The organism is Mycobacterium gastri (genome assembly GCF_002102175.1).
Classification (GTDB): domain Bacteria; phylum Actinomycetota; class Actinomycetes; order Mycobacteriales; family Mycobacteriaceae; genus Mycobacterium; species Mycobacterium gastri.
Genome location: NZ_LQOX01000129.1, coordinates 1 through 23959 on the forward strand (window position 1 = coordinate 1; position 23959 = coordinate 23959).

The following is a 23959-nucleotide window of genomic DNA, read 5'->3' on the forward strand; positions in this document are numbered from 1 at the left end:
CGGCAACGCCGGCACCGGCGGGGCCGGTGGCGCCGGCGGCAAAGCCGGCCTCCTCTTCGGCTCCGGCGGCGCCGGCGGCGCCGGTGGTGCCGCCGGCGGCGGCGCTACCCCCGCCGGCACCGGCGGTAACGGCGGGGTAGGCGGCGCGGCCGGGTTGTTCGGCAGCGGCGGTAACGGCGGCGCCGGCGGTGATGCCGGACCGACCACCGGCACCGGCGGCAATGGCGGCAACGGCGGCAACGGCATCCTGGTCGGCGATGGCGGCAACGGCGGTAACGGCGGGAAGGCTGCGGCCAATGGCAAGGCCGGCACCGGCGGCACCGGCGGGCTGCTCGGCGCGGACGGGTTGAACGGGTTGCCGTAGTCGGAAAACCCCGCGCCGAGTTGCTGTCAGGCGTGATGCGCCAACACGTCAACGCATATCCGCGGTGACGGGCGGCATCTCCAGGGCTGGCCTGGCGCCCACTACACCAACGGGCGCCCGGTCTTGATCCGCCGGTCCAAGTCCCAGAGCATCAGGTTGAACGGGAACTGCCGGACGGCCCGCGGCATCATGGCGTTCACCGCCCCGATCACCGCCATCAACCGATCGAAAAGCCGTTGTCTGCGGTCGTCCCAGGGCAACCGCATCTCGTCGCGAAACCGTTGCGGCAGAAAGCCAGTGGTGATCAGCAGCGCGATACTTTCCGGAACCTTGCGCAGCACGCCCGGCAAGGGCACACCCGGTATCCGGGCCGCGGCAATCGGATACAGGTAGTCGCGAACGGCGTCGTCGATACGCACCTTCTTCAGCGACTCCTGCCAATACCGGTCAAACGCAGCACGATCCGGCGGCCACATCTCCGGGGGTACCTGCAGCGTGGTGGCCAGCGCCATCGTCTCGCGGTAATGACGCTCGGCCTCGGCGTCGTCCAGTTCGCCGACGAAGATGCGGTGCACATCAGCCGCGCCCTTGCACATACATGCCGCCACCCACAACTGCAACTCAGGGTCAAATGCGTTGTACTGCACCGGACTTTCGGATGTCGAGTACACCTGAGCGTGCGCCCGGTTCACCGCGCGGCGGTAAGCGGCCCGCTGCGCGTCGCTGCCGGCCATGGCCACCGCAATATAGGTAAAGGTGGTACGCGTCCGCTTGATCGGATGCAGGTCCAACCGGCCGCTCTCGACCCGGCTCTCCACCACGCCATGTCCGACTTCGGGTCGCGCCAGCTGCATGATCACGTTGGCCGGACCGGCCAACAGCGCGATCCCCATCAAGGTCTCGTCGGTCGCGGCCGGCCGCCCGCGCCGGGCCCGTACCGGGCGGGGTGCGTCGGCCACCGGACGCTCGACATGGGGAACGGGCTGGCGAACCGCACCGGGAATTGCCACCGTACGTCCTCCTGCCGAGCCGAGCCGACCCGCTAATTGTGATAACGCCTGTTTCCCGATATTGCTCGGGTCCCTGCCCTGGTGTCAAGATGACGTTCGTGTCCGAAGACTCCGGGTCAGGCGAACCTTCCGCACGCCCGTACCGCGGCGTCGATGCGGCCCAGCGGCTGGCCGCGCGCCGTCGGCAGTTGCTGGACGCCGGCTTAGACCTGCTCGGCTGCGACGACGGCGACATCACCGAACTCACGGTCCGCGGCGTCTGCCGCCAGGCGGGCCTGTCGGCCCGGTATTTCTACGAAAGCTTCGCCGACAAGGACGAATTCGTCAGCGGCGTGTTCGACTGGGTGGTCGCCGAGCTGGCCGCCACCACCCAGGCCGCGGTAGCGGCGGTACCCCCACCCGAGCAGGCGCGCGCCGGGATGGCCAATGTGGTGCGGACCATTGCCGGCGACGCCCGCATCGGGCGCCTGCTGTTCAGCACCCAACTGGCCAACCCCGTGGTGATGCGCAAACGCGCCGAATCCAGCGCGCTGTTCGCCATGTTGTCCGGTCAGCATGCCGGCAACGCGCTGCGAATTGCGGCAAACGAGCACATCAAGGCGGGTGCGCACTTCGTCGTCGGCGGAGTCGGCCAGACCATCAGCGCCTGGCTGGCCGGGGACGTCGCGCTCGAGCCGGACCAGCTCGTCGAACAGCTCGCGTCGTTGCTCGACGAACTCGCCGATCCGAAGCTCTACCACCTCACGGAAACAGCGGCAGGTGCCACAACCGCGTCCCCGGTCGGATCAGCCAGAGCCGCGCCAGGGTAAGCCGCATGATGCGCTGCGAGCTGGTGATCATCACAACGGCGACCGGCAGCTCCAGGAACAGCGCGGTCAACACCGACCACCAGCGCTCGTCGGGTCCCGCGGTCATCAGGTCGAACCACGCGTCACAGATCAGCGGCACGCCCGTGGTAAACGAGGTGAGCAGCAACAGCTGACGGCGCAGGTAGCCCAGCACGGCCGTGGCCGTCATGAAGCCGACCAAAAGGATGTCGAAGCCGACCCAGGTGGCCGGCCAATTGTGCGCGACGTAGTTGGCCGGCAGGGTCAGCCCGAGAAATGCCGTCCACGGGATCAGCACCAGCGCGCAACCGATGACCAGGCGCAACCGGACACGCCGAGTCCGCGCCAGGGTCGTCGGGTCCACCAATTCGCCCAGCGGACGCTCCAGCCGGGAGATAGTTCTCGCCGTTGTTCGGGACTAAGTGCCGCGATCTGCTCATCGGTCAAAATACCGTCCGTCACGGCGGGCCGGCCACCGCCGCGGGTCGCCGGTCGGCCGCCGTCCTGGGTACCGCAGGCGTGTCGTTCTCGGTGAATTCCTTTATCCAGCAGGCGAATTCCAGGGTGATGCCATCGGGGTCCTGGAAGTAGAACGAGCGCACGTATACCCCGGGATGCACCGTCGCCGACACCTGCATCTGGCTCTCGTCATGATTGAGTACCGGGCCGACGCGCACCCCTTTATCCTTGAGCCGCTGCCGGTAAGCGTCGAACTTTTCGGCCGGGACGTGGAACGCCAGATGGTTCATGGAGCTCACCGCGCTGGTGATATCGCCGATGCCCGGAATGGCGCCGGGAGAGGAGATGCCCGGCACCCGATCGGGTGCCTCGGCGAACCAGAAGAACGCGACGCAGTCGCCGTTGCCGGCGTCGAAGAAGAAGTGCTGCCCCTGCCCGCCGGGCAGGTCGAGCGACTTGATCAACGGCATGCCCAGGATGTTGCTGTAGAAGTCGACGGTGCGCGCCATATCCGAACACACCAGCGCGACGTGATTGACTCCGCCGAGCTCGAACTCGGTGTTGGTGTTGTGCGGCTTGATCATCGTGCGGCTCCGATCGCCCCTGCCCCTGCCCTGGCTAAGACTTGAATCTGAATCTAACATCAGGTTCAGTTCTGCTCCAGAGGAGGCGCGCCAGGTGGCTGAGTTTGCGACGCACCGCGGGCGCCGGACCCAGGCCGCGATCGACACCGCCGCCCGAACAGTCATCGCGCGCAAAGGGATTCTGGCCACCACCATCGCCGACATCACCGCTGAGGCCGGCCGTTCGGCGGCGTCCTTCTACAACTACTACGACTCCAAGGAAGCGATGGTCCGTCAGTGGGCGCTGCGCTTCCGCGACGAAGCCAACGATCGGGCCCAGTCAGTGACCCGGCACGGCCTGTCCAACCGCGAACGCGCCTACGAGGCCGCCGCCGCGCACTGGCATACCTACCGCAACCGGCTCGCGGAGATGATCAGTGTGTCGCAGCTGGCCATGGTCAACGACGACTTCGCACAGTATTGGGCCGAGATGTGCGCGGTTCCAATCTCTTTCATCACCGACACGGTCAAGCGCGCCCAGTCGCAGGGGTATTGCCCAGGCGATGACCCGCAGTTGATCGCCGAGGCGATCGTGGCCATGTTCAACCAGTTCTGCTACATCCAGCTCAGCGGAGCCCGTTCCGAAGAACCCGACGACCGGGCCTGCATCCAGACCCTGGCCAACATCTTCTACCGAGCCATCTACGGCGAGGAGGTTCACTGAATTGCCCAATGTTGTCCGCGAGTTCGTCGGCTTGCCGTCCCCGACCGCCGGACGCGCCGGCGCTGGCGGGCATCCATGCCAGGGGCTCTACCACCACGCCACCGGAAGCAAACCCACGGTGGCGATGATCGCCACGCACTACCAAATCGATTTCTCGGAGCACTATCTCGCCGAATACCTGGCTTCCCGTGGGATCGGCTTCCTGGGCTGGAACACCCGGTTCCGTGGCTTCGAAAGCAACTTTTTGCTCGACCACGCATTGGTCGACATCGGCGTCGGGGTGCGGTGGCTGCGCGACGTCAAGGGCGTGGAAACGGTGATATTGCTGGGCAATTCGGGGGGCGGTTCGTTGATGGCCGCCTACCAGTCACAGGCGGTTGACCCGAACGTCACGCCACTGGCAGGCATGCGGCCGGCAGCCGGGGTGACCGAGTTGCCCGCCGCCGACGGCTACGTCGCCACCGCCGCCCACCCCGGCCGCCCGGATGTGCTGACCGCCTGGATGGACGCTGCCGTCGTCGACGAAAATGACCCGGTGGCAACGGATCCCGGCCTGGACCTGTTCAATGGGGACAACGGGCCGCCCTACTCCCCCGAGTTTCTCGCCCGATATCGCGCCGCTCAGGTAAGGCGCAATGAGCGCATTACCGAGTGGGCGCAAGCCGAGCTGAAACGTGTACGCGCCGCAGGTTTTTCCGATCGGCCGTTCACCGTGATGCGAACCTGGGCCGACCCGCGCATGGTCGACGCCGGCATCGAACCGACCAAACGTCAGCCCAATCTGTGCTACGCGGGCACACCGGTGAAAGCCAACCGCTCCGCGCACGGCATCGCCGCGGCCTGCACGCTGCGCAACTGGCTGGGCATGTGGAGCCTGCGGGTGGCCCAGACCCGGGCCGAGCCGCACTTGGCCCGCATCACCTGCCCGGCGCTGGTGATCAACGCCGAAGCCGACACCGGCGTGTTTCCCTCTGACGCCCAACGCATCTACGACGCGCTCGCCGGCACCGACAAGACCCGGATCTCGATCGACACCGACCACTACTTCACCACACCGGGCGCGCGCGACGAGCAAGCCGACACTATCGCCAACTGGATCGCCGAGCGGTGGCGCTAACGGCCGCTCGCCAATCTGGTCAACCAACCCACCGGTTGTTAGCTTGGAAAGAACACGCTCAAGGGAAGGCGAACAATGCCGATCGCAATAACCCCTGAACATCGAGACCTCGCCGATTCGGTGCGATCCCTGGTGGCGCGGGTGGCGCCGTCGGAGGTGCTGCATGCGGCCTTGGACGCAACCCCAGCAACCCCGATCGAGAACCCGCCGCCGTACTGGCAGGCAGCCGCCGAACAAGGGCTGCAAGGGGTGCACCTGGCCGAATCCGTGGGCGGACAGGGGTTCGGCATCCTCGAGCTGGCCGTGGTGCTGGCCGAGTTCGGCTACGGGGCGGTGCCCGGACCGTTCGTCCCGTCGGCGATTGCCAGCGCGCTGATCGCGGCGCACGACCCCGAGGCCAAGGTGCTTTCCGAACTGGCCACCGGGGCGGCCATTGCCGCGTACGCGCTGGATTCCGGGCTTACCGCCACCCGCCAGGGTGACGTGCTGGTGATCCGCGGCGAAGTCCGCGCGGTCCCCGCGGCGGCTCAGGCCGCCGTTCTGGTGCTGCCGGTGGCCATCGACAGTGGCGAGGAGTGGGTGGTGCTGCGGGCCGAACAGCTCGAAATCGAGCCGGTCCGCAGCCTGGACCCGCTGCGGCCCATCGCCCACGTAAGGGCCAACGCCGTCGAGGTCACCGACGACGTCGTGCTGAGCAATCTGAGCATGACCACCGCCCACGCACTGATGTCCACGCTGCTGTCGGCGGAGGCCGTGGGAGTGGCCCGGTGGGCCACCGACACCGCAGCAAGCTACGCCAAGATTCGCGAACAGTTCGGCAGGCCGATCGGCCAGTTCCAGGCGATCAAGCACAAGTGTGCGGAGATGATCGCCGACACCGAACGCGCCACCGCCGCGGTGTGGGACGCCGCCCGCGCGATAGACGAAGACAGCCCCCACGTCGAGTTCGCCGCCGCGGTAGCGGCAACCCTGGCGCCGACGGCAGCCCAGCGCTGCACGCAGGACTGCATCCAGGTGCACGGCGGTATCGGCTACACCTGGGAGCACGACACGAACGTGTACTACCGCCGCGCGCTGATGCTGGCCGCCAGCTTCGGCCGCCACACCACCTACCCGCAACGGGTGGTGGACACCGCGACCACCACGGGTATGCGGCCGGTGGACATCGACTTGGACCCCGACACCGAAAAACTGCGGTCCGAGATACGGGCCGAGGTTGCCACCTTGAAGGCGATGCCGCGCGAGCAACGCCGGGTCGCCATCGCCGAAGGCGGCTGGGTGCTGCCCTATCTGCCCAAGCCGTGGGGACGGGCGTCCAGCCCGGTCGAGCAGGTCATCATCGCCCAGGAATTCACCAGCGGACGGGTCAAACGGCCGCAGGTCGGCATCGCGGCCTGGATCATCCCGTCGATCGTCACGTTCGGCACCGAAGAGCAGAAGCAGCGCTTCCTGCCGCCAACCTTCCGCGGCGACATGATCTGGTGCCAGCTGTTTTCCGAGCCCGGCGCCGGCTCGGACCTGGCGGGGCTGACGACGAAAGCGACCCGGGTCGACAGCGGCTGGCGCATCACCGGCCAGAAGATCTGGACGACAGCGGCCCAGTTCGCGCACTACGGCGCGCTACTAGCCCGGACGGACCCGAAGGCGCCGAAGCACAACGGCATCACCTATTTCCTACTGGACATGAAAAGCCAAGGCGTGCAAGTAAAGCCGCTGCGTGAACTGACGGGTCACGCGATGTTCAACACCGTCTATCTCGACGACGTCTTCGTTCCCGACGAGTTCGTGCTCGGCGAGGTGAACCGGGGCTGGGAGGTCAGCCGCAACACGTTGACGGCCGAACGCGTGTCGATCGGCAGCAGCGACGCCAACTTCCTGGCCACCCTGCCGCAATTCGTCGAATTCGTCCGCGACGGACATTTCGACCAGGTGGCCCACCACCGCGCCGGTCAACTGATCGCCGAGGGTCATGCGGTCAAGGTGCTCAACCTGCGCTCGACGCTGTTGACCATCGCCGGGGGTGATCCCATGCCGTCGGCGGCGATTTCCAAGCTGCTGTCGATGCGCACCGGGCAGGGCTACGCCGAATTCGCGGTGTCGACGTTCGGCACGGACGCCGCGATCGGCGACCCGGACCAATTGCCGGGCAAGTGGGGGGAATACCTGCTGGCGAGCCGGGCCACCACGATCTACGGCGGCACGTCGGAAGTGCAGCTGAATATCATCGGCGAGCGGCTACTGGGTCTTCCCCGCGACCCGTAAACCCGCCACCGTGGTCCCAACGTGCGAGTCCGCTACGGCAAGCCATTGAGCCCGCCCGTGCCCAGCAGGAGTCCGCCTTGTCCACCGGCGTCCGAGCTGCCCGTGGTGATGCCGATGCCGCCGTTGCCGCCGTTGCCGCCGACGTCCCCTGACATCAACTGACCGCGCCACCGACATGCACGCGCAATTCGCCTGGACGAGCTCAGCAGAATTACACCACTCGGTAGGGGCAGCAGGTCGTGTTTCACCGAACCCGCTGGCGGCGCGGACACTTCGCCAGGGGTCCCCGTTGCGGGGGATAGCTGCTACTCGACCTCCATGTCGCGCAGTTCACGCTTGAGGATCTTGCCGGTGGGATTGCGCGGCAGCTCGTCGAGGAAGATCACCTCCCGCGGCACCTTGTACCGCGCAAGGTGGTCGCGCACATAGTGTTTGACGGTGTCCTCGTCGAGGTCGGCGTCGGGCTTCTTCACCACGAATGCGCGCAGCCGGGCGCCCCACTCCTTGTCGTCGACACCGATCGCGGTGGCCTCCACCACGTCGGGATGCCCGCTGATCAGATCCTCCACTTCGGCCGGGAACACGTTTTCGCCACCGGAGACGATCATCTCGTCGTCGCGCCCGCTGACGTAGAGCAGTCCGTGCTCGTCGAAATAGCCGACGTCACCCGAGGACATCAGGCCGTCGATGATCTGTTTGCCGCCGCCACCGGTGTAACCCGCGAACGGGAAGGTGGTGCCTACGAAGATCCGCCCCACCTCGCCTTGGGGCAGCTCGTTGCCGTTCTCGTCGAGGATCTTGACCTTGACGCCCTTGACTATTGGTCCCACCGTCGCGGGGTTGCGCTCCAGGTCCTTGGGTCCGGCGATGGTGGCGAACGAGACCTCGGTGGATCCGTACATGTTGTAGATGACCGGCCCGAGGTCCTTGAGCGCGCGCGAAGCCAACTCGGCGCCCAATTGCGATCCGGACACGAACACGATCTTCAGGCTGGACAGATCGGGCTTCTTGTCCATCTTTTCGATCGCATCGAGAATCCGGGACAGCATCACCGGCACCACGACCATGGCGGTCACCTTGTGCTTCTCGATGTCTTCCAGCACCAGCGGCGGCTTGAACTTCCGTCGCAGCACCAGTGTCGACCCCAGGAACATCGCGATGGTGGCGTGCAGATAACCCAGCGCGTGGAACATCGGCGCCGGCAGCGACGTCACCTCGTTGGCCTTGAAGGGGACGTGCGACAGGATGCCGCCGACAGGCGCCAGCGTCGGCGGGGTGCTGCGGTTGGCGCCCTTCGGGGTGCCGGTGGTTCCGCTGGTCAAGATGATGATCGACGCGTGCTTGCCGGCCTTGGGGGCGGGCGCGGTGCTGCTGCGCGCGATCAGGTCGACCAGGGTCTCGTCGGTGCTGCCCGACGGCTGGTCGGAGTCGGGGTTGGTACCTAGGGCCCGGAGCTTGCCCAGCGGCGGCTCGGCCTTGCTGACTGCCTTGGTGTACTCGTCGTCGTAGATGATCAGCTTGGCGCCTTCGCGCTCGGAGACCTCTTTGATCTGCGGGCCGGAGAACTCGCTGTTGAGCAAGATGATGCGGGCGCCCACCCGGGCGGCGCCGTAGTTGGCGATGAGGAACCAGCGGTGGTTGCGCGCCAGGATGGCCACCCCGTCACCGGCCCGCACCCCCTTGGCATGCAGGGCGTTGGCCACGGCGTGGGCGGCCTCATCGAGTTGCTTGTAGGTGAATTCGCCGTCTTCGTCGATACAGGCTGCCCGGTCCGGGTGGCGTCGGGCGTTCAGCGACGGCAGCATGCCGAATTCGCCCCACTTCACGATTTCGTTGGCCATCGCGGCATAGTTCAGCGGCGACTCCAACCGGAACGCGCCCGATTCGACGATCTTGCGCACGTAGTGCAGTTCGGAGGTACCGCGGTCGACGTATTGCTGGATCTTTCCGAGCCCGGGCAAGTCACTGAGGTTAGGCATAGCCTCACAATATGTGACGGGGGTCGCAAAGCGACCAGAAGGTATTCCGGAATTAGCATGGACTCCCATGACCGGTCCGGCATCACTGGACGTCGCCGGACACCGCGTCACCATCAGCCATCCGGACCGGGTGGTGTTTCCCGGCCGGGACGGCCGATCCGGACACACCAAGCTCGACCTGGTGCGTTACTACCTCTCGGTGGCCGATGGCGCGCTGCGCGGCGTGGCCGGCCGGCCGATGATCCTGAAACGCTTCGTCAAGGGCGTCTCCGAAGAAGCGGTATTCCAGAAGCGCGCACCCGCCAACCGCCCGGCCTGGGTCGACGTCGCCGAACTGCGCTACGCGTCGGGCACGTCCGCCAAGGAAGCCGTCATCCATGACGCGGCGGGGCTGGCGTGGGTGGTCAACATGGGTTGCGTCGACCTCAATCCGCATCCGGTGCTAGCCGGCGACCTCGACCATCCCGACGAGCTGCGGATCGACCTGGACCCGATGCCGGGCGTCGAGTGGCGGATCATCCTCGACGTCGCCCTGGTGGTGCGTGAGGTGCTCGAGGATCACGGCCTAACCGGCTGGCCCAAGACGTCCGGGTCGCGCGGCTTCCATGTGTATGCGCGCATCGCGCGGCGCTGGCCATTCTCGAAGGTCCGGCTGGCTGCCCAGACCGTTGCGCGCGAAGTCGAGCGGCACGTGCCCGACGCCGCAACCAGCCGCTGGTGGAAGGAAGAACGCGAGGGCGTGTTCGTCGACTTCAACCAGAACGCCAAGGACCGCACGGTCGCGTCGGCTTACTCGGTGCGGGCCACGCCCGACGCCCGGGTATCGACCCCGCTGCGCTGGGACGAGGTGCCCGACTGCGATGCGGCGGACTTCACCCTGCGTACCGTTCCGGACCGGTTCGCCGAGCTGGGTGACCCGTGGGCGGGGATGGACGACGCCGTGGGCGATCTGGACCGGCTGCTCATGCTCGCCGAGGAATTGGGGCCGCCGGAAAAGGCGCCCAAAGGTGCCGGCACCCGCGCCGGCGGCCGCCGCCGGTCCTCGAAGCCGCTCATCGAGGTCGCCCGCACCAAGACCAGGGGCGAGGCGATGGCCGCATTGGACACCTGGCGCCACCGCCACCCCGCCGCAGCCGGCCGGCTGCAGCCCGCCGACGTGCTGGTCGACGGGATGCGCGGGCCCAGTTCCATCTGGTACCGCATCCGGATCAACCTGCAGCACGTGCCGGCCGACCAGCGGCCCGCGCAGGAGGAGCTGATCGCCGACTACAGCCCCTGGCCGGACTATCCGCCCAAGCCGAAACCCATGCCGGACACCTGATCACACCCGACTCGTCGCGGCTCCCCTGCGCAGGTAGCGGTACCACGTCACGATCAGCAGGCCAGGAAGGAGACCACGTCGCAGCGCAGCGCCGGTTCGATGCTGCCGAACTGCGCCTTGGACCACGCGTACGCCAACGGCTGGCAGACATCACAACGGTTTTGCGATGCCGGTCAGAAAAATGCGGCGACAGCGGGGACGCACAAGGCATTGCGCGGCGGTGAGCCGACTCGGGCACGCGATAGTCTCACGCGGTGCAACAGGGATGGAGTCGGCGCGGATTCCTGCAGGTCGCTGGAGCAACAGGGCTCGTTGCCGCGGGGGTTTCGGGGTGCTCGTCACGCGAGCCCAAACCGGGCACTCCCGGCGGTGAGGCGGTGACCATCACGCACCTATTCGGCAAGACCGTCGTCAAAGAGCCACCCAAGCGCGTGGTCAGTGCGGGCTTCACCGAACAGGACGACTTACTGGCCGTGGGTGTGGTGCCGATCGCGGTGACCAACTGGTTCGGCGACCAACCGTTCGCCGTATGGCCGTGGGCCCAACCCAAGCTCGGAGCGGCGCAGCCGGTGGTGCTGAACCTGGACAACGGAATTGCGGTCGATCAGATTGCGGGGCTGAAGCCCGACCTGATCGTGGCCATCAACGCCGGTGTCGACGCCGTCACCTATCAGAAGCTGTCGGCGATCGCCCCGACCATCCCGCAGTCCGACGGCGACGCGTTCTTCGAGCCGTGGAAGGACCAGGCGACCACCATCGGCCAGGCGGTTTTCCAAGCCGAGCAGATGAAGTCGCTGATCGACGACGTCGACCGCAGGTTCGCCGAGGTCGCCCAGAGGAATCCGCAATGGAAGGGCAAGAAGGCACTGCTGCTGCAGGGCAGGCTGCGGCAGGGCAACGTGATCGCCACCATGGCCGGCTGGCGGACCGACTTCCTCAACCAGATGGGTCTGGTCGTCTCCGACGCCATCAAGCCCTACGCCGCCGACCACGTCGCGGTCATCCCTCCCGAGCACATCAAAGAGGTGCTCGATTCCGCCGATGTGCTGATCTGGTCCACCGAAAGCCCGGAGGAGCGGCAGGCGTTGCTGACCGACCCCGCGATAGCGGCTTCCGGGGCGACTGCCCAGAAGCGCCACATCTTCACCACCAAAGACCTCGCTGGAGCGATCGCGTTCGCATCGCCGCTGAGTTATCCTTTGGTGGCCGATCAGCTGCCCCCGCAGATCGGCGCAATCCTGGGCTGAATTCCCGGTTCGCAACGCCGCCGACCGCATCCGCATGAGCGTTTGCTAAGGCACCTCTGGCAGTGCTCCAAGATCCCTCGCCCGAGCGCCGAGAACGGGGCTACCGTCGAAAGATGAGTGTGACGAACCTCCCCAGCGAACCCTCAACCGACACGGTGACGCGCACCGTTCTGGACTACGGCGACCAGGCGCTGATGTTGCAATGTGACAGTACCGCTGAGGTTTTGGTGTGGACCGATGCACTGCGCGGGGCGGCCCTGCCGGGAGTGGTCGACATCGTTCCGGCGTTGCGGACGGTGTTGGTCAAACTGGCCGCACCCCGCTTCCAAGGGGTTACCCGCCAGCGGCTGCGGCGGTTGCCGGTCGGTGATCCGGCGGCACCGCCGGATCACCGGGGCAATCACCCCGTCATCGACGTCGTCTACGACGGCCCGGACCTGGCCGAGGTCGCCGGGCACACCGGCCTGACCGCCGCACAGATCATCAATGCCCACACCGCAAGCCCGTGGCGGGTGGGATTCAACGGGTTCTCGCCCGGTTTCGCCTATCTCACCGGCGGCGACCCCAGGCTGCGGGTGCCTCGCAAGTCCGAACCGCGAACCGTGGTGCCGGCCGGATCAGTCGCTCTCGCAGGCGAGTTCAGCGCGATATACCCTCGCCAGTCGCCGGGCGGGTGGCAGATCATCGGCCACACCGAAGCCGTCTTGTGGGACGTCACCAGACCCAACCCCGCGCTGCTCGCGCAGGGCATGTGGCTGCGGTTCCGGGCCGCGTAGCAAGGAGCAGCTGCCATGGCGATCCTGGAAGTTCTGCGCACCGGCCCGCTGGCCATCGTCGAGGATCTCGGCCGGGCCGGCCTCGCCCATCTCGGTGTCGGCCGCTCCGGAGCCGCCGACCGCCGCTCCCACACCCTGGCCAACCGGCTGGTCGCCAACCCCGACGATCGGGCCACCGTCGAGGTCACGTTCGGCGGGTTCTCGGCGCGGGTTCGCGGCGGCGACGTGGACATCGCCGTGACGGGGGCCGACACCGATCCGACTGTCAACGGAACCATGTTCGGCACCAACAGCATTCACCACGTCCGTGATGGCGAGGTGATTTCGCTGGGCACGCCGCGCGCCGGGCTTCGGACATATCTGGCGGTGCGCGGTGGCATCTGCGTCACCCCCGTGCTGGGTTCACGGAGCTACGACGTGATGTCGGCGATCGGCCCCGCGCCGCTGCAAGCCGGCGACCTGCTGCCGGTCGGCGAGCACACCGCGGACTATCCCGAACTCGACCAGGCCCCGGTGGCCGCCTTCACCGGCGCCACGGTCGAACTGCTGGCGATACCGGGTCCGCGTGACGACTGGTTGGTCGATCCCGACGCTCTGGTCCACACCGACTGGGTGGTCTCCGACCACAGCGACCGGGTCGGGACGCGGCTGGTCGGGCGTCCGCTGCTGCACCGCGACCCGGACCGGCAGCTGCCCAGTGAGGGCACCACCCGCGGTGCGATCCAGGTGCCGCCCAACGGATTGCCGGTCATCCTGGGTCCCGATCACCCGCTTACCGGCGGCTACCCGGTGGTGGGCGTGGTGATCGACGAGGACATCGACAAGGTCGCCCAGGTGCGGCCGGGCCAGCACGCGCGGCTGCAATGGGCGAGGCCCCGCACGCAGGTCCGTTAGCTTGCCCGTGCACGCCCAGGTCCACACCGCACGCTTGGTGCACACCTCCGATCTGGACGGCGAGACACGCCAGCACATCCATCAGATGGTGACCGACGCCTTCGCCGGCGACTTCACCGAAAACGACTGGGAACACGCCCTGGGCGGGATGCATGCCCTGATCTGGCACCACGGCGCGATCATCGCGCATGCCGCAGTGGTGCAGCGGCGGCTGATATACCAGGGCACCGCGTTACGCTGCGGTTACATCGAAGGCGTTGCGGTACGCGAAGATTGGCGCGGCCAGGGACTGGTGCGGGCACTGTTGGACGCCGGGGAACAGGTGATTCGTGGCGCCTATCAACTCGGCGCGCTCAGCTCCTCGGCACGAGCCCGCAGGCTGTACGCGTCGCGGGGCTGGTTGCCTTGGCGAGGCCCGACGTCGGTGCTGGCGCCCACCGGCCCGGTGCGCACTCCCGACGACGACGGCACCGTGTTCGTCCTGCCGGTCGAGGTCGCTCTGGACACATCGGCGGGACTGATGTGCGATTGGCGCGCGGGCGACGTCTGGTAATCGATTCCGCAATTTCGTTGGGCGCCAAGCACTTCTGCTCAAACACATGGTGAAGGGCGGTGATTCGCAGCACATTCGATGCGCGACTCGCAGCGCCTGCCAGATAACCGGGATTCAACTCTCAGGCGATATAGACCGAACCAGGTTGACTCACTTCCATATTCGATGTGAGCATCGAAAGGATTGCGACACATGCCTGGTGACAGCGGGCTGTCTACTTCCCGCCGACAGTCGAAATGCGTTGCGGTGGGATCGCTCGACGGGACCTGAGTTGGGCGCCGTTAAGGGTGCTGTGCTCGTGACGTCTGTTCGGGACAGAACACCGTGCACGAAAGGTGAAAACCGTATGGGCCGCAACCATCGCATCCCGGACTGGAATCCCGGAAGACCTCGCGGCCTGGGAAGCCGGTAACAACAAGATCGCACGGACGCAACTTGCTGTGCACGATGGCCGGCGACCATGTGGCCTTCTCGATGTGGTCGGTGATGGTGTTGTTCATGCCGGCGTCGGTCTACGGGTTTTCCGCCGGCGACAAGCTGCTGCTCGGCGCGGTCGCCGCGCTGGTCGGCGGCGGCCGCAACATCCCGCAGCTCGATCCTGTTCGACCGCGACACCTGGGTGATTTCCCTGCTCTACGTCTGTACGTTCGGCTCCTCCACGGCGCGAAGGCCCGACCCGAACTCGCCCGGGTGTGAGCACCGCCTCAGCCATGGCAATGCCCAGGCAATTGCCTGGTAACGCCGCCGAAATTTCCGAGGCTTAGACAGTTGATATGGCCCAGCGGAACTCTGAGCCACTGCGGGGCTACCGCATTGCAGTGACATCGGCTCGCCGCGCCGACGAGCTGTGCGCGCTGCTGCGCCGCCAGGGCGCCGAGGTATGCAGCGCCCAGGCGATCTGCATGGTCGCTCTGCCCGACGACGACGAACTCCACCACATTACCCAGGCGTTGATTGCCGATCCGCCGGACATGCTGGTGGCGCACACCGGCATCGGCGTTCGGGGCTGGGTCGCCGCCGCCGAGGGGTGGGGGTTGGCCGGCCGGCTGATCGGGGCATTGTCTGCGGCCCGGATCATATCTCGCGGGCCGAAAGCCACCGGGGAGTTGCGCGCCGCCGGGCTACGCGAGGAGTGGTCCCCGGGGTCGGAGTCGTCGCTGGAGGTCCTGGACTACCTGCTGCGATCCGGCGTATCCGGGAAGCGGATCGCCGTCCAACTGCACGGCGCCGCCGACGGTTTGGATCCGTTCCCAGAGTTTGTCGGCGGGTTGCGCTCCGCGGGTGCCGAAGTGCTGCCCATCCGGGTATACCGCTGGAAGCCAACACGATTGGGCGGCGAATTCGACCAGTTGGTCGCCGGCATTGCCCGAAGACAATTTGACGCGGTCAGTTTCACCTCGGCACCGGCCGCGGCGGCGGTACTGGAACGCGGCCGTCAGTTGGGTACCGAAGAGCAGCTATTGGCGGCGCTGCGCAACGATGTGCACGCGATGTGCGTGGGCCCGGTCACGTCGCGCCCGCTGACCCGAAACGGCGTCCCCACGTCGGCTCCGGAGCGAATGCGGTTGGGGGCCCTGGCCCGGCATATCGCCGAAGAATTACCACGGCGCGGATCGTGCACCCTAAATGCCGCAGGGCACGTCGTCGATATCCGCGGGACCTGCGTGCTGGTCGACGATTCCATCAAGACGCTCTCGGCATCGGGAATGGCGATTCTGCGTGCATTGGCACGACGCCCCGGTGATGTCGTCGGGCGCGACGAACTACTCACCGTGCTACCCGGCAACGGCGACGACACCCGCGCTGTCGACACCGCCGTGCTGCGGCTGCGAACGGCACTGGGCGACAAGAACATCATTGCTACGGTGGTCAAACGCGGCTACCGGCTGGCCGTCGACACGCAGGACGACGGATGAGTCTGATCCTGACGGCACACGGCACCCGCAGACCGGCCGGTGTCGCAATGATCGGCGACCTTGCCGCGCGGGTGAGCGCACTGGTCGACCAGACTGTGCACGTTGCGTTTGTCGATGTGCTGGGGCCCACACCCAGCGAAGTACTCTCCGCGTTGTCCCCGGCAGCGGTATCGGCCCAACCTGCAATCCTGGTGCCCGCCTTCCTGTCTCGCGGATATCACGTTCGAACCGACCTGCCGGCTCAGGTCGCCGCCAGCGGCCATCCGGACGTCACCGTCACCCCGGCATTGGGGCCCAGCCGGGACATCACCAGAATCCTCACCTACCAGCTGGTGAAATCTGGTTGGCGTCAGGGCGATTCGGTGATCTTGGCGGCGGCGGGAACATCGGACCACCGGGCACAAGCCGACCTGCACAGCTCTCGGACGTTCCTGTCGACGCTTACCGGGACCCACGTAGAGCTGGCGTACGCGGCGACCGGCGTTCCGGATGTGCGCACGGCGGTTACCGAGGCCCGGCGAAGCGGTGGTCGCCGCGTCGTGGTCGTCTCTTATCTGCTGGCCGAAGGTCTGTTTCAAGAACGACTACGCGCCAGCGGCGCCGATCTGGTGACGCCGCCGCTGGGCGAGCATCCAGGGTTGGCACGGTTGATCGCCGGACGATTCCGCAATGCCATCCGTGGCCGATTGGGCAGCCGGCGAATGCAACGCATGCCGAACTAGGTGGCAGACAAGCTCTTTGCCGGCAAGGCTCTGCCGGAATGGCACGCCGGCGTCACGGACGCTTGATCTTTGATCACATCCGCGCAATCCTGGCACCATGGCCCATCACCAGGAGCCCTCACGCGGGCTCCTCGACCCGGTAGCCAAGATGCTGCGGCTGCCGTTCAGCACACCGGAATTCATCGACAAAATCGTCACCGGAAGCGTCAACCAGGTCGGCCGCCGAACGCTTTACATGCTGATTACCACCTGGGACGCCGCGGGCGGCGGTCCCTTTGCGGCCAGTGCCATCGCGTCCACGGGCCTGGCCAAGACCGCCGAAATCGTTCAGGCGATGTTTATCGGGCCGGTCTTCAACCCGCTGCTCAAGATGCTGGGAGTCGACAAGATCGCGGTCCGGGCCTCGTTATGCGCTTCGCAGCTGGTCGGCTTGGGCATCATGCGCTACGGGGTGCGCTCGGAACCGCTGCATTCCATGTCGGTGGAGGCCCTTGTCGACGCCATCGGCCCGACGATGCAGCGTTACCTCGTCGGCGACATCAGCCGCGGGTAAGGCCTTGTCAGGCAGCAATCCGCGCGACTTGGATGTGACCTTCGGGTGTGACGCGCGCCGGGTAAACCGGTACCGAGACCCGTGGATCGTCCAGGCAGCTACCGTCGTCGAGCGCGAAAGCCTGCTTCAGAATCGGTGATTGGACCGCGACCCGACCGCCGCGATCGCCGACGATCCCGCGGGACAGCACGGCCGCGCCGGAGAACGGGTCCACGTTACCGACCGCGCGCACCGAGCCGTCGTCGAGCCGGAACAGCGCCGCCTGGCTGCCGTCGTCGAGCAGCACACCGACACCACGGCCGGGAATGAGCTGGTCATACGCACACGCGGTGGTCCAGACCTGAATGTCGTTGACAAGTGTCATGATTCCCTCCCTGACCATGAGCGCATCCGCGGCATGCCAATGGGCACAGGGACTTTACGCCCGGCACGCTCGGTGAACGTCACGGTCGAATCGACCGCATCCGGGGCGTTGACGAAGGAGACGAACCGTGACAGCTTGTCCGGATCCTCCAGCACGCCCTTCCATTCGCACTTGTAGTTGGCAACATGCCGCTCCATTGCGGCCTCGAATTCCTCGGCCAGGCCGAGCGAGTCTTCGCACACCACCTCGCGCACGTGGCCGAGCCCCAGCGATTCCACCCACGGCGCGGTGCGTTCCAGCCGGTCGGCCGTGCGGATGTAGTACATGAGGAACCGGTCGATGTAACGGACCAGTGTCTCGGTGTCGAGGTCGCCGGCTAACAGCTGGGCATGCCTGGGAGTCATGCCGCCATTGCCGCCCACGTAGAGGTTCCAGCCTTTTTCGGTGGCGATGACACCCACGTCCTTGCCGCGGGCCTCGGCGCACTCCCGCGCACAGCCCGAAACGCCCAGTTTGATCTTGTGCGGCGCGCGCAGGCCGCGGTAGCGCAATTCGAGATCGATGGCCAGCTGCACCGAATCCTGCTGTCCGTAGCGGCACCAGTCGCTGCCCACGCAGCTCTTCACCGTGCGCAGCGCCTTGCCATAGGCGTGGCCGGACTCCATTCCGGCGTCGACCAGCCGCTTCCAGATCAGCGGCAGCTGATCCACCCGGGCGCCGAACATGTCGATCCGCTGACCACCGGTGATCTTGGTGTACAGCCCGAATTCCTGGGCGATCTGGCCGATCAGAATCAAGTGCTCGGGCTTGATGTCACCACCGGGGACCCGCGGGACCACCGAGTAGCTGCCGTTCTTCTGAATGTTGGCCAGGAAGTGGTCATTGGAATCCTGCAGCGCGGCTTGCTCGCCATCCAGAATGTGGTCGGAGCCGGTGGAGGCCAAGATCGAGGCGACCACGGGTTTGCAGATGTCGCAACCCTTTCCGCGGCCGAATCGCTCCAGCAGACCGGAGAAGGTCCGAATCTCGGTGGCCGAAATGATCTCGAACAGCTCCGCCCGCGACTGGCTGAAGTGCTCACACAGCGCCTTGGACTGCTCCACCCCCTCGGCTTCCAGCAGCTGCTTCAGCAACGGCACGCAGGACCCGCACGAGGTGCCGGCCGCGGTGCATGCCTTGAGGGCGGGCACATCGGCGCAACCATCGGCGATCGCGCACTTCAAGTCGCCCTTGGTGACGTTGTTGCAGGAGCAGATCTGCGCCGAATCCGGCAGCGCCCCAACGCCCAACGCGACACCGCCCGCGCCGGATCCGGCCGGCGCGATCAGCGCCAGCGGATCCCCGGGCAACTCGCTGCCGACCATGGGCCGCAGCAACCCGTACGACGAGGCGTCGCCCACCAGCACACCGCCCAGCAGTGTCTTGGCGTCGTCGGAGAGCACCAGCTTGGCGTAGGTGCGCTTCACCGCGTCGTTGATGACGACCTCGAGGCAGTTCTCGGTCGCGCCCATCGCATCGCCGAAGCTGGCGACATCGACGCCCAGCAGTTTGAGCTTTGTCGACAGATCTGCCTCCGGGAACTCGGCAGCACCGCCCAGCAGCCGGTCCGCCACCACCTCGGCGCTGGTATATCCCGGTCCGACCAGGCCGTAGCAGCACCCCTCAATCGCCGCCACCTCTCCGACCGCATAGATATCGTGATCGCTTGTCCGGCAAGACAGGTCGGTGAGCACGCCGCCACGTTCGGCGATCGCCAGACCCGCCGCCTTCGCCAGCTCGTCGCGCGGCCGGATGCCGGCGGCGAAGATCACCACGCCGGCATCGATGGTGCCACCGTCGGTAAGCCGCACCCGAACCGACGCTGAGCCATCTGAGTATTCAACGGGCTCAATGGTTTCGGTGCCCGTGCCAACGTGGACGGCGATCCCGAGGTCGGTGATCATGCGAGCGAGCAGGGCGCCGCCGGCCTCGTCGATCTGCTGGGCCATCAATCGGGGCATCATCTCGACGACGTGCGGCTGCAACCCGAACTGGCGCAGCGCATTGGCGGCTTCGAGCCCCAGCAGGCCGCCACCGATGACCACTCCGGCGTCGGTGCGAGCCGAGTTCAGTGTGTGCTGGGCGCCGGCGCGGATAGCGTCGAGGTCGTCCAGGGTGCGGTAGACATGGCATTCGGGCAGGTCGTGCCCGGGCACCGGGGGGACGAATGCGTAGGAGCCGGTGGCCAGCACCAGCGCGTCGTAGCCGTGCCGCTGCCCGTCGGCGGTGACGACCGACTTGGTCGCGCGGTCGATCTCGGTCACCCGGGTGTTGAGCAGCAACCGCACCCGGTCGTCACCGGCATAGTCGTTGCCCGGCAATGCCAGTTGGCCGCGGTCCCAGGTTTCGGTGTAGGAAGTCAGCCCGACCCGGTCGTAGGCGGCGTCGGCCTCCTCGGCCAGCACCGTGATCCGCCACAAGCCGCTGGTGTCGCGGGCACGCAGTGCCTCCACCAGTCGGTGGCCCACCATGCCGTGCCCCACCACGATCACGTGCCGCCGGCAGGGCGAGTCCCCGTCGCGCGCGCGAGTGGTTCCGGCTGAAGCCATGCCATGAAGGTTAAAGGCGGAAAATTGCCGGAAAATCGCCCAATGTGACAGCCCGATGACATGACGCTCACAGCTGGGAACAGCCTGTGTGACTGCGTTCACTATCGGCGAAAGTCTAGGTGGAACTTTAGCGGGGTCGACTCATGTTCTACGAGATGGCCAACCCGGCACAGCGCCGGACACAGCTAACTCACAAGGAAGAATCAGGAGATATCCATGAGCACTCTCGCATTGTGGTCGCGTCCGGCCCTGGGCGCCTGGGACCCCGACCGCTTGCTGCGCGACTTCTTCGGTCCCGCGGCAGTGACGGACTGGTACAAGCCGGCGACCAGCGGGTTCAGCCCGGCCGCGGAGGTCCTCAGAGACGGCGAGGACGCCCTGGTCCGCCTGGAGCTGCCGGGTGTCGACGTCGACAACGACGTCAACGTCGAGGTCGACCTTAGGAACGGGGTGAGCCGCCTGGTCATCCACGGTGAACACCGGGACGAACACGCGGAGAACACCGACGGTCGCGTCCTGAAGGAGATCCGTTACGGATCATTCCGCCGCTCGTTCCGGCTGCCCGCCCACGTCACCAGCGAGGCCATCACCGCTTCGTATGACGCCGGCGTGCTAACCGTCCGGGTAACGGGTGCCTACGCCAGGACTCAGGCGCAGCGCATCGAGATCACCAGGTAACCGGTTAGAAGGCTTCGGGTGCTGAGTAGTAGGCACCGGCCGTCATAAGGTCAAGGCCAATCACACGCGGAGGCGCGAAAGCGAATCCGGTGCCCACGCTCCAAGCCGTCCCAGCACCAACCAAGCTTCCGGCAGTGGCGTAGGTGGCGGCCCCGGTAAAGTCGCCAGAGCCGAGAGCGTAGGACGCCGCGCTGAAATCGCTCACCACGATGGCTCCCTGGCGGCCGAGCGCGGTCTGGCTAGCGGAACCCAGCTCACCTAAGTAGGTTTGGTTGGTTGACGCCAGCTGTCCGAAAAGATCGGAGCTGGCCGCAGCCGGCAAGACCGTACTGATGTTGCCAGCAGTCGTGGGGGCAAGCAGATGGCCGGCCGTCGTGGCATCAAGGCCGATCAACGTCGGAACCGCGGCAGCCACATTGGTGGCCACAAGCGTATTCGCGCCACCCTCATACAGTGCCCCAGCAACGCCATAGCGAACGGCCCTGGTCAGGTCACCCGAGCGCAGCGCCGATCCCGCCGCAGCGTAGTTGCGACCGGACACTTCTCGTGCCCTGCGGAGAAGCGCCGCGTTAGCGGAGTTCGTCTGAGCCAAGAAGGCCTGATTTGTTTCACTCAGCTTGGCGGGGATTGAGGTGTCGGCGGCGGCGGCGCTGGCCATCTGGCCCGGCAAGGATTGCAACGCCTGCCGCCACGGCGACAAATTGGCAGCCACCGCCGACACCGCGCTGTGATACCCCGCCATCGCCGCCACATTCTTGGCCCACATCGCCTCGTATTCGCACTCGTTGGCCGCGATCGCCGGGGCGTTGAACCCGAACAGGTTAGAAATCGCCAGCAGTCGCAACTGCAGACGGTTGGCCGCGACGGCAAGCGGATGCGTTATCGCCCCGCGGACCGCCTCAAAGCTGGAGACCACCGCTTTGGCCTGCGTGGCCGCACCGCCGGCCTCGGCCGCCGCCCCTTGAAGCCACTGTGAATACTGGGTTGCCACGGCCGCCATTGCCTTGGCCGCAGGACCTTGCCAGGGCCCGTCCGCCAGCCCGGAGATCACCGAAGTAAACGTGGATGCCGCCGAACCCAGCTCGCTGCCCAGCCCATCCCAGGCCACCGCGGCGGCCAACATCGGCTCTGAGCCGGGACCGGAATGGATTTGCGCCGAAGTCACCTCGGGCGCCGACACGCAGAAACTCATTACAGCCATCCCTTCGTAGCTGGCCTGCCGTGGAATCCGGGCAAAACACTACGACAAATCGCGCCCGCAGAAGGGCGTTTTGACTCGGCTGAATCCAATCGCAGAAGTAAACAGCTACGGCACAATTCGATAACGAAATGTCGTTCGTCTGGTCCAGCACGTGAGCTCAACACCAGCCGCAACTGCAAGGTAACGGAAAACGATGGCGGGGTGAATGTAATGCGTTCGGGCCGGACCCGCACCAGCGCCCGGCATGCCCGAAGCCTGTCCTCCTCGCCCAGACCACCCCACAACGGCAACTGCAGCGCCCCAGCGGACACCACCTCTATCGCCTGCAGCCGTAACAGCGTCAACTCGGCCGTGGGCCAGTCGCGGGCAATCCGATTGCCCGACCACCCGTCCAGTTGCCAGCGCACCCGGTTGGCCTAGGAGCGCTACTGATCCGGCGGGATGGATGGCTCCGCCGGATCAGCCGGTTACGGGCCCGGTCCGCGCCGAAGGTCGACCGCTCCGGTGGGCTCGGCCGGCGCCGAGATGTCCTGTGCATCGCCGCGGAGTGGGGATACCATCGGGTGACGTATTGTGATCCGAAACACCATCGCCTTCCAGGAAGATACAGGGAGATACGTTGTCCGCCTCTGCTGAAATCGCCGAACTGCACGACCTCATCGGCGGTCTGCGGCGGTGCGTGACCACGCTGAAGTCGCGATACGGCGACGACCCGGCCATGCGCCGCATCGTCATCGACGCCGACCGGATTCTCACCGACATCGAATTGCTCGACACCGATGTCTCTGAGTTGGACCTGGATCGCGCCAACGCCCAGTATTCCGGCGAGAAGATCGCCATACCCGACACCGACTACGACCGTGATTTCTGGCGCGACGTCGACGACGAAGGTGTCGGCGGTCACAGTAGATACTGACAACCAAACCCCGCCGAAAAGAGGGCCCTCTATCTGTGTACCCTTCGACGAGATACCACTCGAAGAGGATCACACCAGATGAGCGCACCCACGGCGAACCGTCCTGATACCGGCGTTTTCTCACCCACCCGGGCGCAAATCCCCCAACGGACCCTGCGCACCGACACCTGGTGGTGGGCACCGCTGGTCACCAACATCGGGTTCCTGGCGTTCATCGTCTATGCGACCACCCGGGCGTTTTGGGGCAGCGGCTACTGGGTCGAGAAATACCACTACCTGACTCCGTTCTACTCACCGTGCGTCAGCGCGTCCTGCGAGCCTGGCGCAAGTCACCTCGGCGTCTGGTTCGGACACTTCCCGTGGTGGATTCCGTTGGGAATGCTGGTATTACCGTTCCTGCTCGGTTTCCGGCTGACCTGCTACTACTACCGCAAGGCCTACTACCGGTCGGTGTGGCAGTCACCGACCGGTTGCGCGGTACCTGAGCCGCGGGCCCACTACACCGGCGAAACCCGGCTTCCGCTGATCATCCAGAACAGCCACCGCTACTTCTTCTACATCGCCGTGGTGGTGTCGGTGATCAACACCTACGACGCGGTCATGGCCTTCCATTCACCATCCGGTTTCGGCTTCGGTTTGGGCAACGTCATTTTGGTGACCAACGTGCTGCTGCTGTGGGCCTATACGGTCTCCTGCCATTCATGCCGGCACGTGACCGGCGGCCGCCTCAAGCATTTCTCCAAACACCCAGTCCGGTATTGGATCTGGACGCAGGTCAGCAAGCTCAACACCCGGCACATGCTCTTCGCGTGGATCACGCTGGGCACGCTGTCGCTGACCGATTTCTACATCATGCTGGTGTCCAGCGGCACCATCGCGGATATCAGATTCATTGGCCACTGAGCCATTTGAAGAACTATCGGAA

The 23959-nt window shown here is 66.2% G+C and carries 21 protein-coding genes and 6 pseudogenes; 17 read left to right on the forward strand and 10 right to left on the reverse strand.

The genetic code is table 11. The annotated features are described in order from the left end of the window. A pseudogene (locus tag AWC07_RS19985) lies at nt 1–364 on the forward strand (PE-PGRS family protein); the annotation flags it as partial. A 101-nt stretch (nt 365–465) separates the two neighbouring features. Here AWC07_RS19985 and AWC07_RS19990 read toward each other — a convergent pair. Further along, the gene (locus AWC07_RS19990; protein WP_036410200.1) at nt 466–1374 is read right to left on the reverse strand and encodes an oxygenase MpaB family protein; all 909 of its coding nucleotides are present in this window, start codon (nt 1372–1374) and stop codon (nt 466–468) included. Between the two features lie 89 nt (nt 1375–1463). Here AWC07_RS19990 and AWC07_RS19995 point away from each other — a divergent pair, with 89 nt between their 5' ends. Further along, nucleotides 1464–2183, forward strand: coding sequence for a TetR/AcrR family transcriptional regulator (locus AWC07_RS19995; RefSeq protein ID WP_036418274.1), 720 nt, complete (start codon nt 1464–1466; stop codon nt 2181–2183). On the opposite strand, the pseudogene AWC07_RS20000 reads toward AWC07_RS19995, so the two are convergent. Continuing rightward, a pseudogene (locus AWC07_RS20000) lies at nt 2116–2663 on the reverse strand (hypothetical protein). The gene AWC07_RS19995 and the pseudogene AWC07_RS20000 sit on opposite strands and share 68 nt — an antisense overlap. Further along, nucleotides 2660–3244 carry a VOC family protein gene (locus AWC07_RS20005; protein ID WP_036418276.1) on the reverse strand — a complete coding sequence of 195 codons (585 nt, stop codon included), beginning with the start codon at nt 3242–3244 and terminating at the stop codon, nt 2660–2662. Before AWC07_RS20005 ends, AWC07_RS20000 begins: the two are co-directional and overlap by 4 nt. A gap of 94 nt (nt 3245–3338) precedes the next feature. Between AWC07_RS20005 and AWC07_RS20010 the strand changes: the two genes are divergently transcribed. The 3 genes from AWC07_RS20010 (at nt 3339) to AWC07_RS20020 (ending at nt 7326) form a co-directional block, all read left to right on the forward strand. Beyond that, complete coding sequence (locus AWC07_RS20010; protein ID WP_036418278.1) at nt 3339–3947, forward strand: TetR/AcrR family transcriptional regulator; 609 nt, start codon at nt 3339–3341, stop codon at nt 3945–3947. Between the two features lies 1 nt (nt 3948). Further along, complete coding sequence (locus AWC07_RS20015; RefSeq protein WP_036418280.1) at nt 3949–5064, forward strand: alpha/beta hydrolase; 1116 nt, start codon at nt 3949–3951, stop codon at nt 5062–5064. A 75-nt stretch (nt 5065–5139) separates the two neighbouring features. Continuing rightward, nucleotides 5140–7326: an acyl-CoA dehydrogenase family protein gene (locus AWC07_RS20020; RefSeq protein ID WP_085105202.1), complete on the forward strand. Its 2187-nt coding sequence runs from the start codon at nt 5140–5142 to the stop codon at nt 7324–7326. A 32-nt stretch (nt 7327–7358) separates the two neighbouring features. On the opposite strand, the gene AWC07_RS29405 is transcribed toward AWC07_RS20020, so the two are convergent. Beyond that, nucleotides 7359–7481 carry a hypothetical protein gene (locus AWC07_RS29405; protein WP_279628912.1) on the reverse strand — a complete coding sequence of 41 codons (123 nt, stop codon included), beginning with the start codon at nt 7479–7481 and terminating at the stop codon, nt 7359–7361. Nucleotides 7482–7631: 150 nt separating this feature from the next. After that, nucleotides 7632–9305: a long-chain-fatty-acid--CoA ligase FadD2 gene (gene fadD2 / locus AWC07_RS20025; RefSeq protein ID WP_085105203.1), complete on the reverse strand. Its 1674-nt coding sequence runs from the start codon at nt 9303–9305 to the stop codon at nt 7632–7634. A gap of 67 nt (nt 9306–9372) precedes the next feature. Between fadD2 and AWC07_RS20030 the strand changes: the two genes are divergently transcribed. Then, entirely contained in the window at nt 9373–10626 is a 1254-nt protein-coding gene (locus AWC07_RS20030; protein ID WP_036415189.1) for a DNA polymerase domain-containing protein, read from the forward strand. Here AWC07_RS20030 and AWC07_RS28945 read toward each other — a convergent pair. Then, a pseudogene (locus AWC07_RS28945) lies at nt 10627–10766 on the reverse strand (hypothetical protein); the annotation flags it as partial. 114 nt (nt 10767–10880) lie between these two features. On the opposite strand from AWC07_RS28945, the gene AWC07_RS20035 reads away from it, so the two are divergent. From AWC07_RS20035 to AWC07_RS20070, 8 genes and pseudogenes are all read left to right on the forward strand, one after another. After that, nucleotides 10881–11873 carry an ABC transporter substrate-binding protein gene (locus AWC07_RS20035; RefSeq protein WP_036415186.1) on the forward strand — a complete coding sequence of 331 codons (993 nt, stop codon included), beginning with the start codon at nt 10881–10883 and terminating at the stop codon, nt 11871–11873. Nucleotides 11874–11986: 113 nt separating this feature from the next. Continuing rightward, nucleotides 11987–12649, forward strand: a complete 663-nt coding sequence (locus AWC07_RS20040) for a 5-oxoprolinase subunit B family protein (protein WP_036415183.1) — start codon at nt 11987–11989, stop codon at nt 12647–12649. 15 nt (nt 12650–12664) lie between these two features. Next, complete coding sequence (locus AWC07_RS20045) at nt 12665–13543, forward strand: 5-oxoprolinase/urea amidolyase family protein (RefSeq protein ID WP_036415181.1); 879 nt, start codon at nt 12665–12667, stop codon at nt 13541–13543. A gap of 7 nt (nt 13544–13550) precedes the next feature. Next, a complete protein-coding gene (gene aac(2')-Ic / locus AWC07_RS20050) occupies nt 13551–14096 on the forward strand; it encodes an aminoglycoside N-acetyltransferase AAC(2')-Ic (RefSeq protein WP_036415199.1) in 546 nt (181 codons plus the stop codon). A 346-nt stretch (nt 14097–14442) separates the two neighbouring features. Then, nucleotides 14443–14684 (forward strand): annotated as a pseudogene (locus AWC07_RS20055) (MFS transporter); the annotation flags it as partial. 185 nt (nt 14685–14869) lie between these two features. Next, nucleotides 14870–16012, forward strand: coding sequence for a uroporphyrinogen-III synthase (locus AWC07_RS20060; protein WP_036415177.1), 1143 nt, complete (start codon nt 14870–14872; stop codon nt 16010–16012). Beyond that, a complete protein-coding gene (locus AWC07_RS20065; RefSeq protein ID WP_036415176.1) occupies nt 16009–16734 on the forward strand; it encodes a sirohydrochlorin chelatase in 726 nt (241 codons plus the stop codon). Before AWC07_RS20060 ends, AWC07_RS20065 begins: the two co-directional genes overlap by 4 nt. Before the next feature lie 97 nt (nt 16735–16831). Further along, entirely contained in the window at nt 16832–17287 is a 456-nt protein-coding gene (locus tag AWC07_RS20070) for a TetR/AcrR family transcriptional regulator (protein WP_023369818.1), read from the forward strand. 7 nt (nt 17288–17294) lie between these two features. Here AWC07_RS20070 and nirD read toward each other — a convergent pair whose 3' ends face one another. After that, a complete protein-coding gene (nirD, locus tag AWC07_RS20075) occupies nt 17295–17651 on the reverse strand; it encodes a nitrite reductase small subunit NirD (RefSeq protein WP_036415197.1) in 357 nt (118 codons plus the stop codon). Beyond that, nucleotides 17648–20239, reverse strand: coding sequence for a nitrite reductase large subunit NirB (nirB, locus tag AWC07_RS20080; RefSeq protein ID WP_084293591.1), 2592 nt, complete (start codon nt 20237–20239; stop codon nt 17648–17650). Before nirB ends, nirD begins: the two co-directional genes overlap by 4 nt. A 216-nt stretch (nt 20240–20455) precedes the next feature. On the opposite strand from nirB, the gene AWC07_RS20085 reads away from it, so the two are divergent. Next, nucleotides 20456–20917, forward strand: a complete 462-nt coding sequence (locus tag AWC07_RS20085; RefSeq protein WP_036415174.1) for an Hsp20/alpha crystallin family protein — start codon at nt 20456–20458, stop codon at nt 20915–20917. A gap of 637 nt (nt 20918–21554) precedes the next feature. Here AWC07_RS20085 and AWC07_RS29885 read toward each other — a convergent pair. Both AWC07_RS29885 and AWC07_RS20095 read right to left on the reverse strand, forming a co-directional pair. Then, nucleotides 21555–22109, reverse strand: a pseudogene (locus tag AWC07_RS29885) (PPE family protein); the annotation flags it as partial. Nucleotides 22110–22249: 140 nt separating this feature from the next. Further along, nucleotides 22250–22534, reverse strand: a pseudogene (locus AWC07_RS20095) (DNA polymerase Y family protein); the annotation flags it as partial. Nucleotides 22535–22737: 203 nt separating this feature from the next. On the opposite strand from AWC07_RS20095, the gene AWC07_RS20100 reads away from it, so the two are divergent. Both AWC07_RS20100 and AWC07_RS20105 read left to right on the forward strand, forming a co-directional pair. Then, the gene (locus tag AWC07_RS20100; RefSeq protein WP_036415172.1) at nt 22738–23034 is read left to right on the forward strand and encodes a hypothetical protein; all 297 of its coding nucleotides are present in this window, start codon (nt 22738–22740) and stop codon (nt 23032–23034) included. Nucleotides 23035–23112: 78 nt separating this feature from the next. Then, nucleotides 23113–23937, forward strand: a complete 825-nt coding sequence (locus AWC07_RS20105) for a hypothetical protein (protein ID WP_036415169.1) — start codon at nt 23113–23115, stop codon at nt 23935–23937. The last annotated feature ends 22 nt before the right edge of the window (nt 23938–23959 follow it).

What these genes read in the sequence shown, in the direction of transcription:
- AWC07_RS19995 (WP_036418274.1), top strand. Translation starts at nt 1,464, where the DNA reads ATGACGTTCGTGTCCGAAGACTCCGGGTCAGGCGAACCTTCCGCACGC.
- AWC07_RS20005 (WP_036418276.1), bottom strand. Translation starts at nt 3,244, where the DNA reads ATGATCAAGCCGCACAACACCAACACCGAGTTCGAGCTCGGCGGAGTC.
- AWC07_RS20020 (WP_085105202.1), top strand. Translation starts at nt 5,140, where the DNA reads ATGCCGATCGCAATAACCCCTGAACATCGAGACCTCGCCGATTCGGTG.
- AWC07_RS29405 (WP_279628912.1), bottom strand. Translation starts at nt 7,481, where the DNA reads ATGTCAGGGGACGTCGGCGGCAACGGCGGCAACGGCGGCATCGGCATC.
- fadD2 (WP_085105203.1), bottom strand. Translation starts at nt 9,305, where the DNA reads ATGCCTAACCTCAGTGACTTGCCCGGGCTCGGAAAGATCCAGCAATAC.
- AWC07_RS20030 (WP_036415189.1), top strand. Translation starts at nt 9,373, where the DNA reads ATGACCGGTCCGGCATCACTGGACGTCGCCGGACACCGCGTCACCATC.
- AWC07_RS20040 (WP_036415183.1), top strand. Translation starts at nt 11,987, where the DNA reads ATGAGTGTGACGAACCTCCCCAGCGAACCCTCAACCGACACGGTGACG.
- AWC07_RS20045 (WP_036415181.1), top strand. Translation starts at nt 12,665, where the DNA reads ATGGCGATCCTGGAAGTTCTGCGCACCGGCCCGCTGGCCATCGTCGAG.
- AWC07_RS20060 (WP_036415177.1), top strand. Translation starts at nt 14,870, where the DNA reads ATGGCCCAGCGGAACTCTGAGCCACTGCGGGGCTACCGCATTGCAGTG.
- AWC07_RS20065 (WP_036415176.1), top strand. Translation starts at nt 16,009, where the DNA reads ATGAGTCTGATCCTGACGGCACACGGCACCCGCAGACCGGCCGGTGTC.
- AWC07_RS20070 (WP_023369818.1), top strand. Translation starts at nt 16,832, where the DNA reads ATGGCCCATCACCAGGAGCCCTCACGCGGGCTCCTCGACCCGGTAGCC.
- nirD (WP_036415197.1), bottom strand. Translation starts at nt 17,651, where the DNA reads ATGACACTTGTCAACGACATTCAGGTCTGGACCACCGCGTGTGCGTAT.
- nirB (WP_084293591.1), bottom strand. Translation starts at nt 20,239, where the DNA reads ATGGCTTCAGCCGGAACCACTCGCGCGCGCGACGGGGACTCGCCCTGC.
- AWC07_RS20085 (WP_036415174.1), top strand. Translation starts at nt 20,456, where the DNA reads ATGAGCACTCTCGCATTGTGGTCGCGTCCGGCCCTGGGCGCCTGGGAC.
- AWC07_RS20105 (WP_036415169.1), top strand. Translation starts at nt 23,113, where the DNA reads ATGAGCGCACCCACGGCGAACCGTCCTGATACCGGCGTTTTCTCACCC.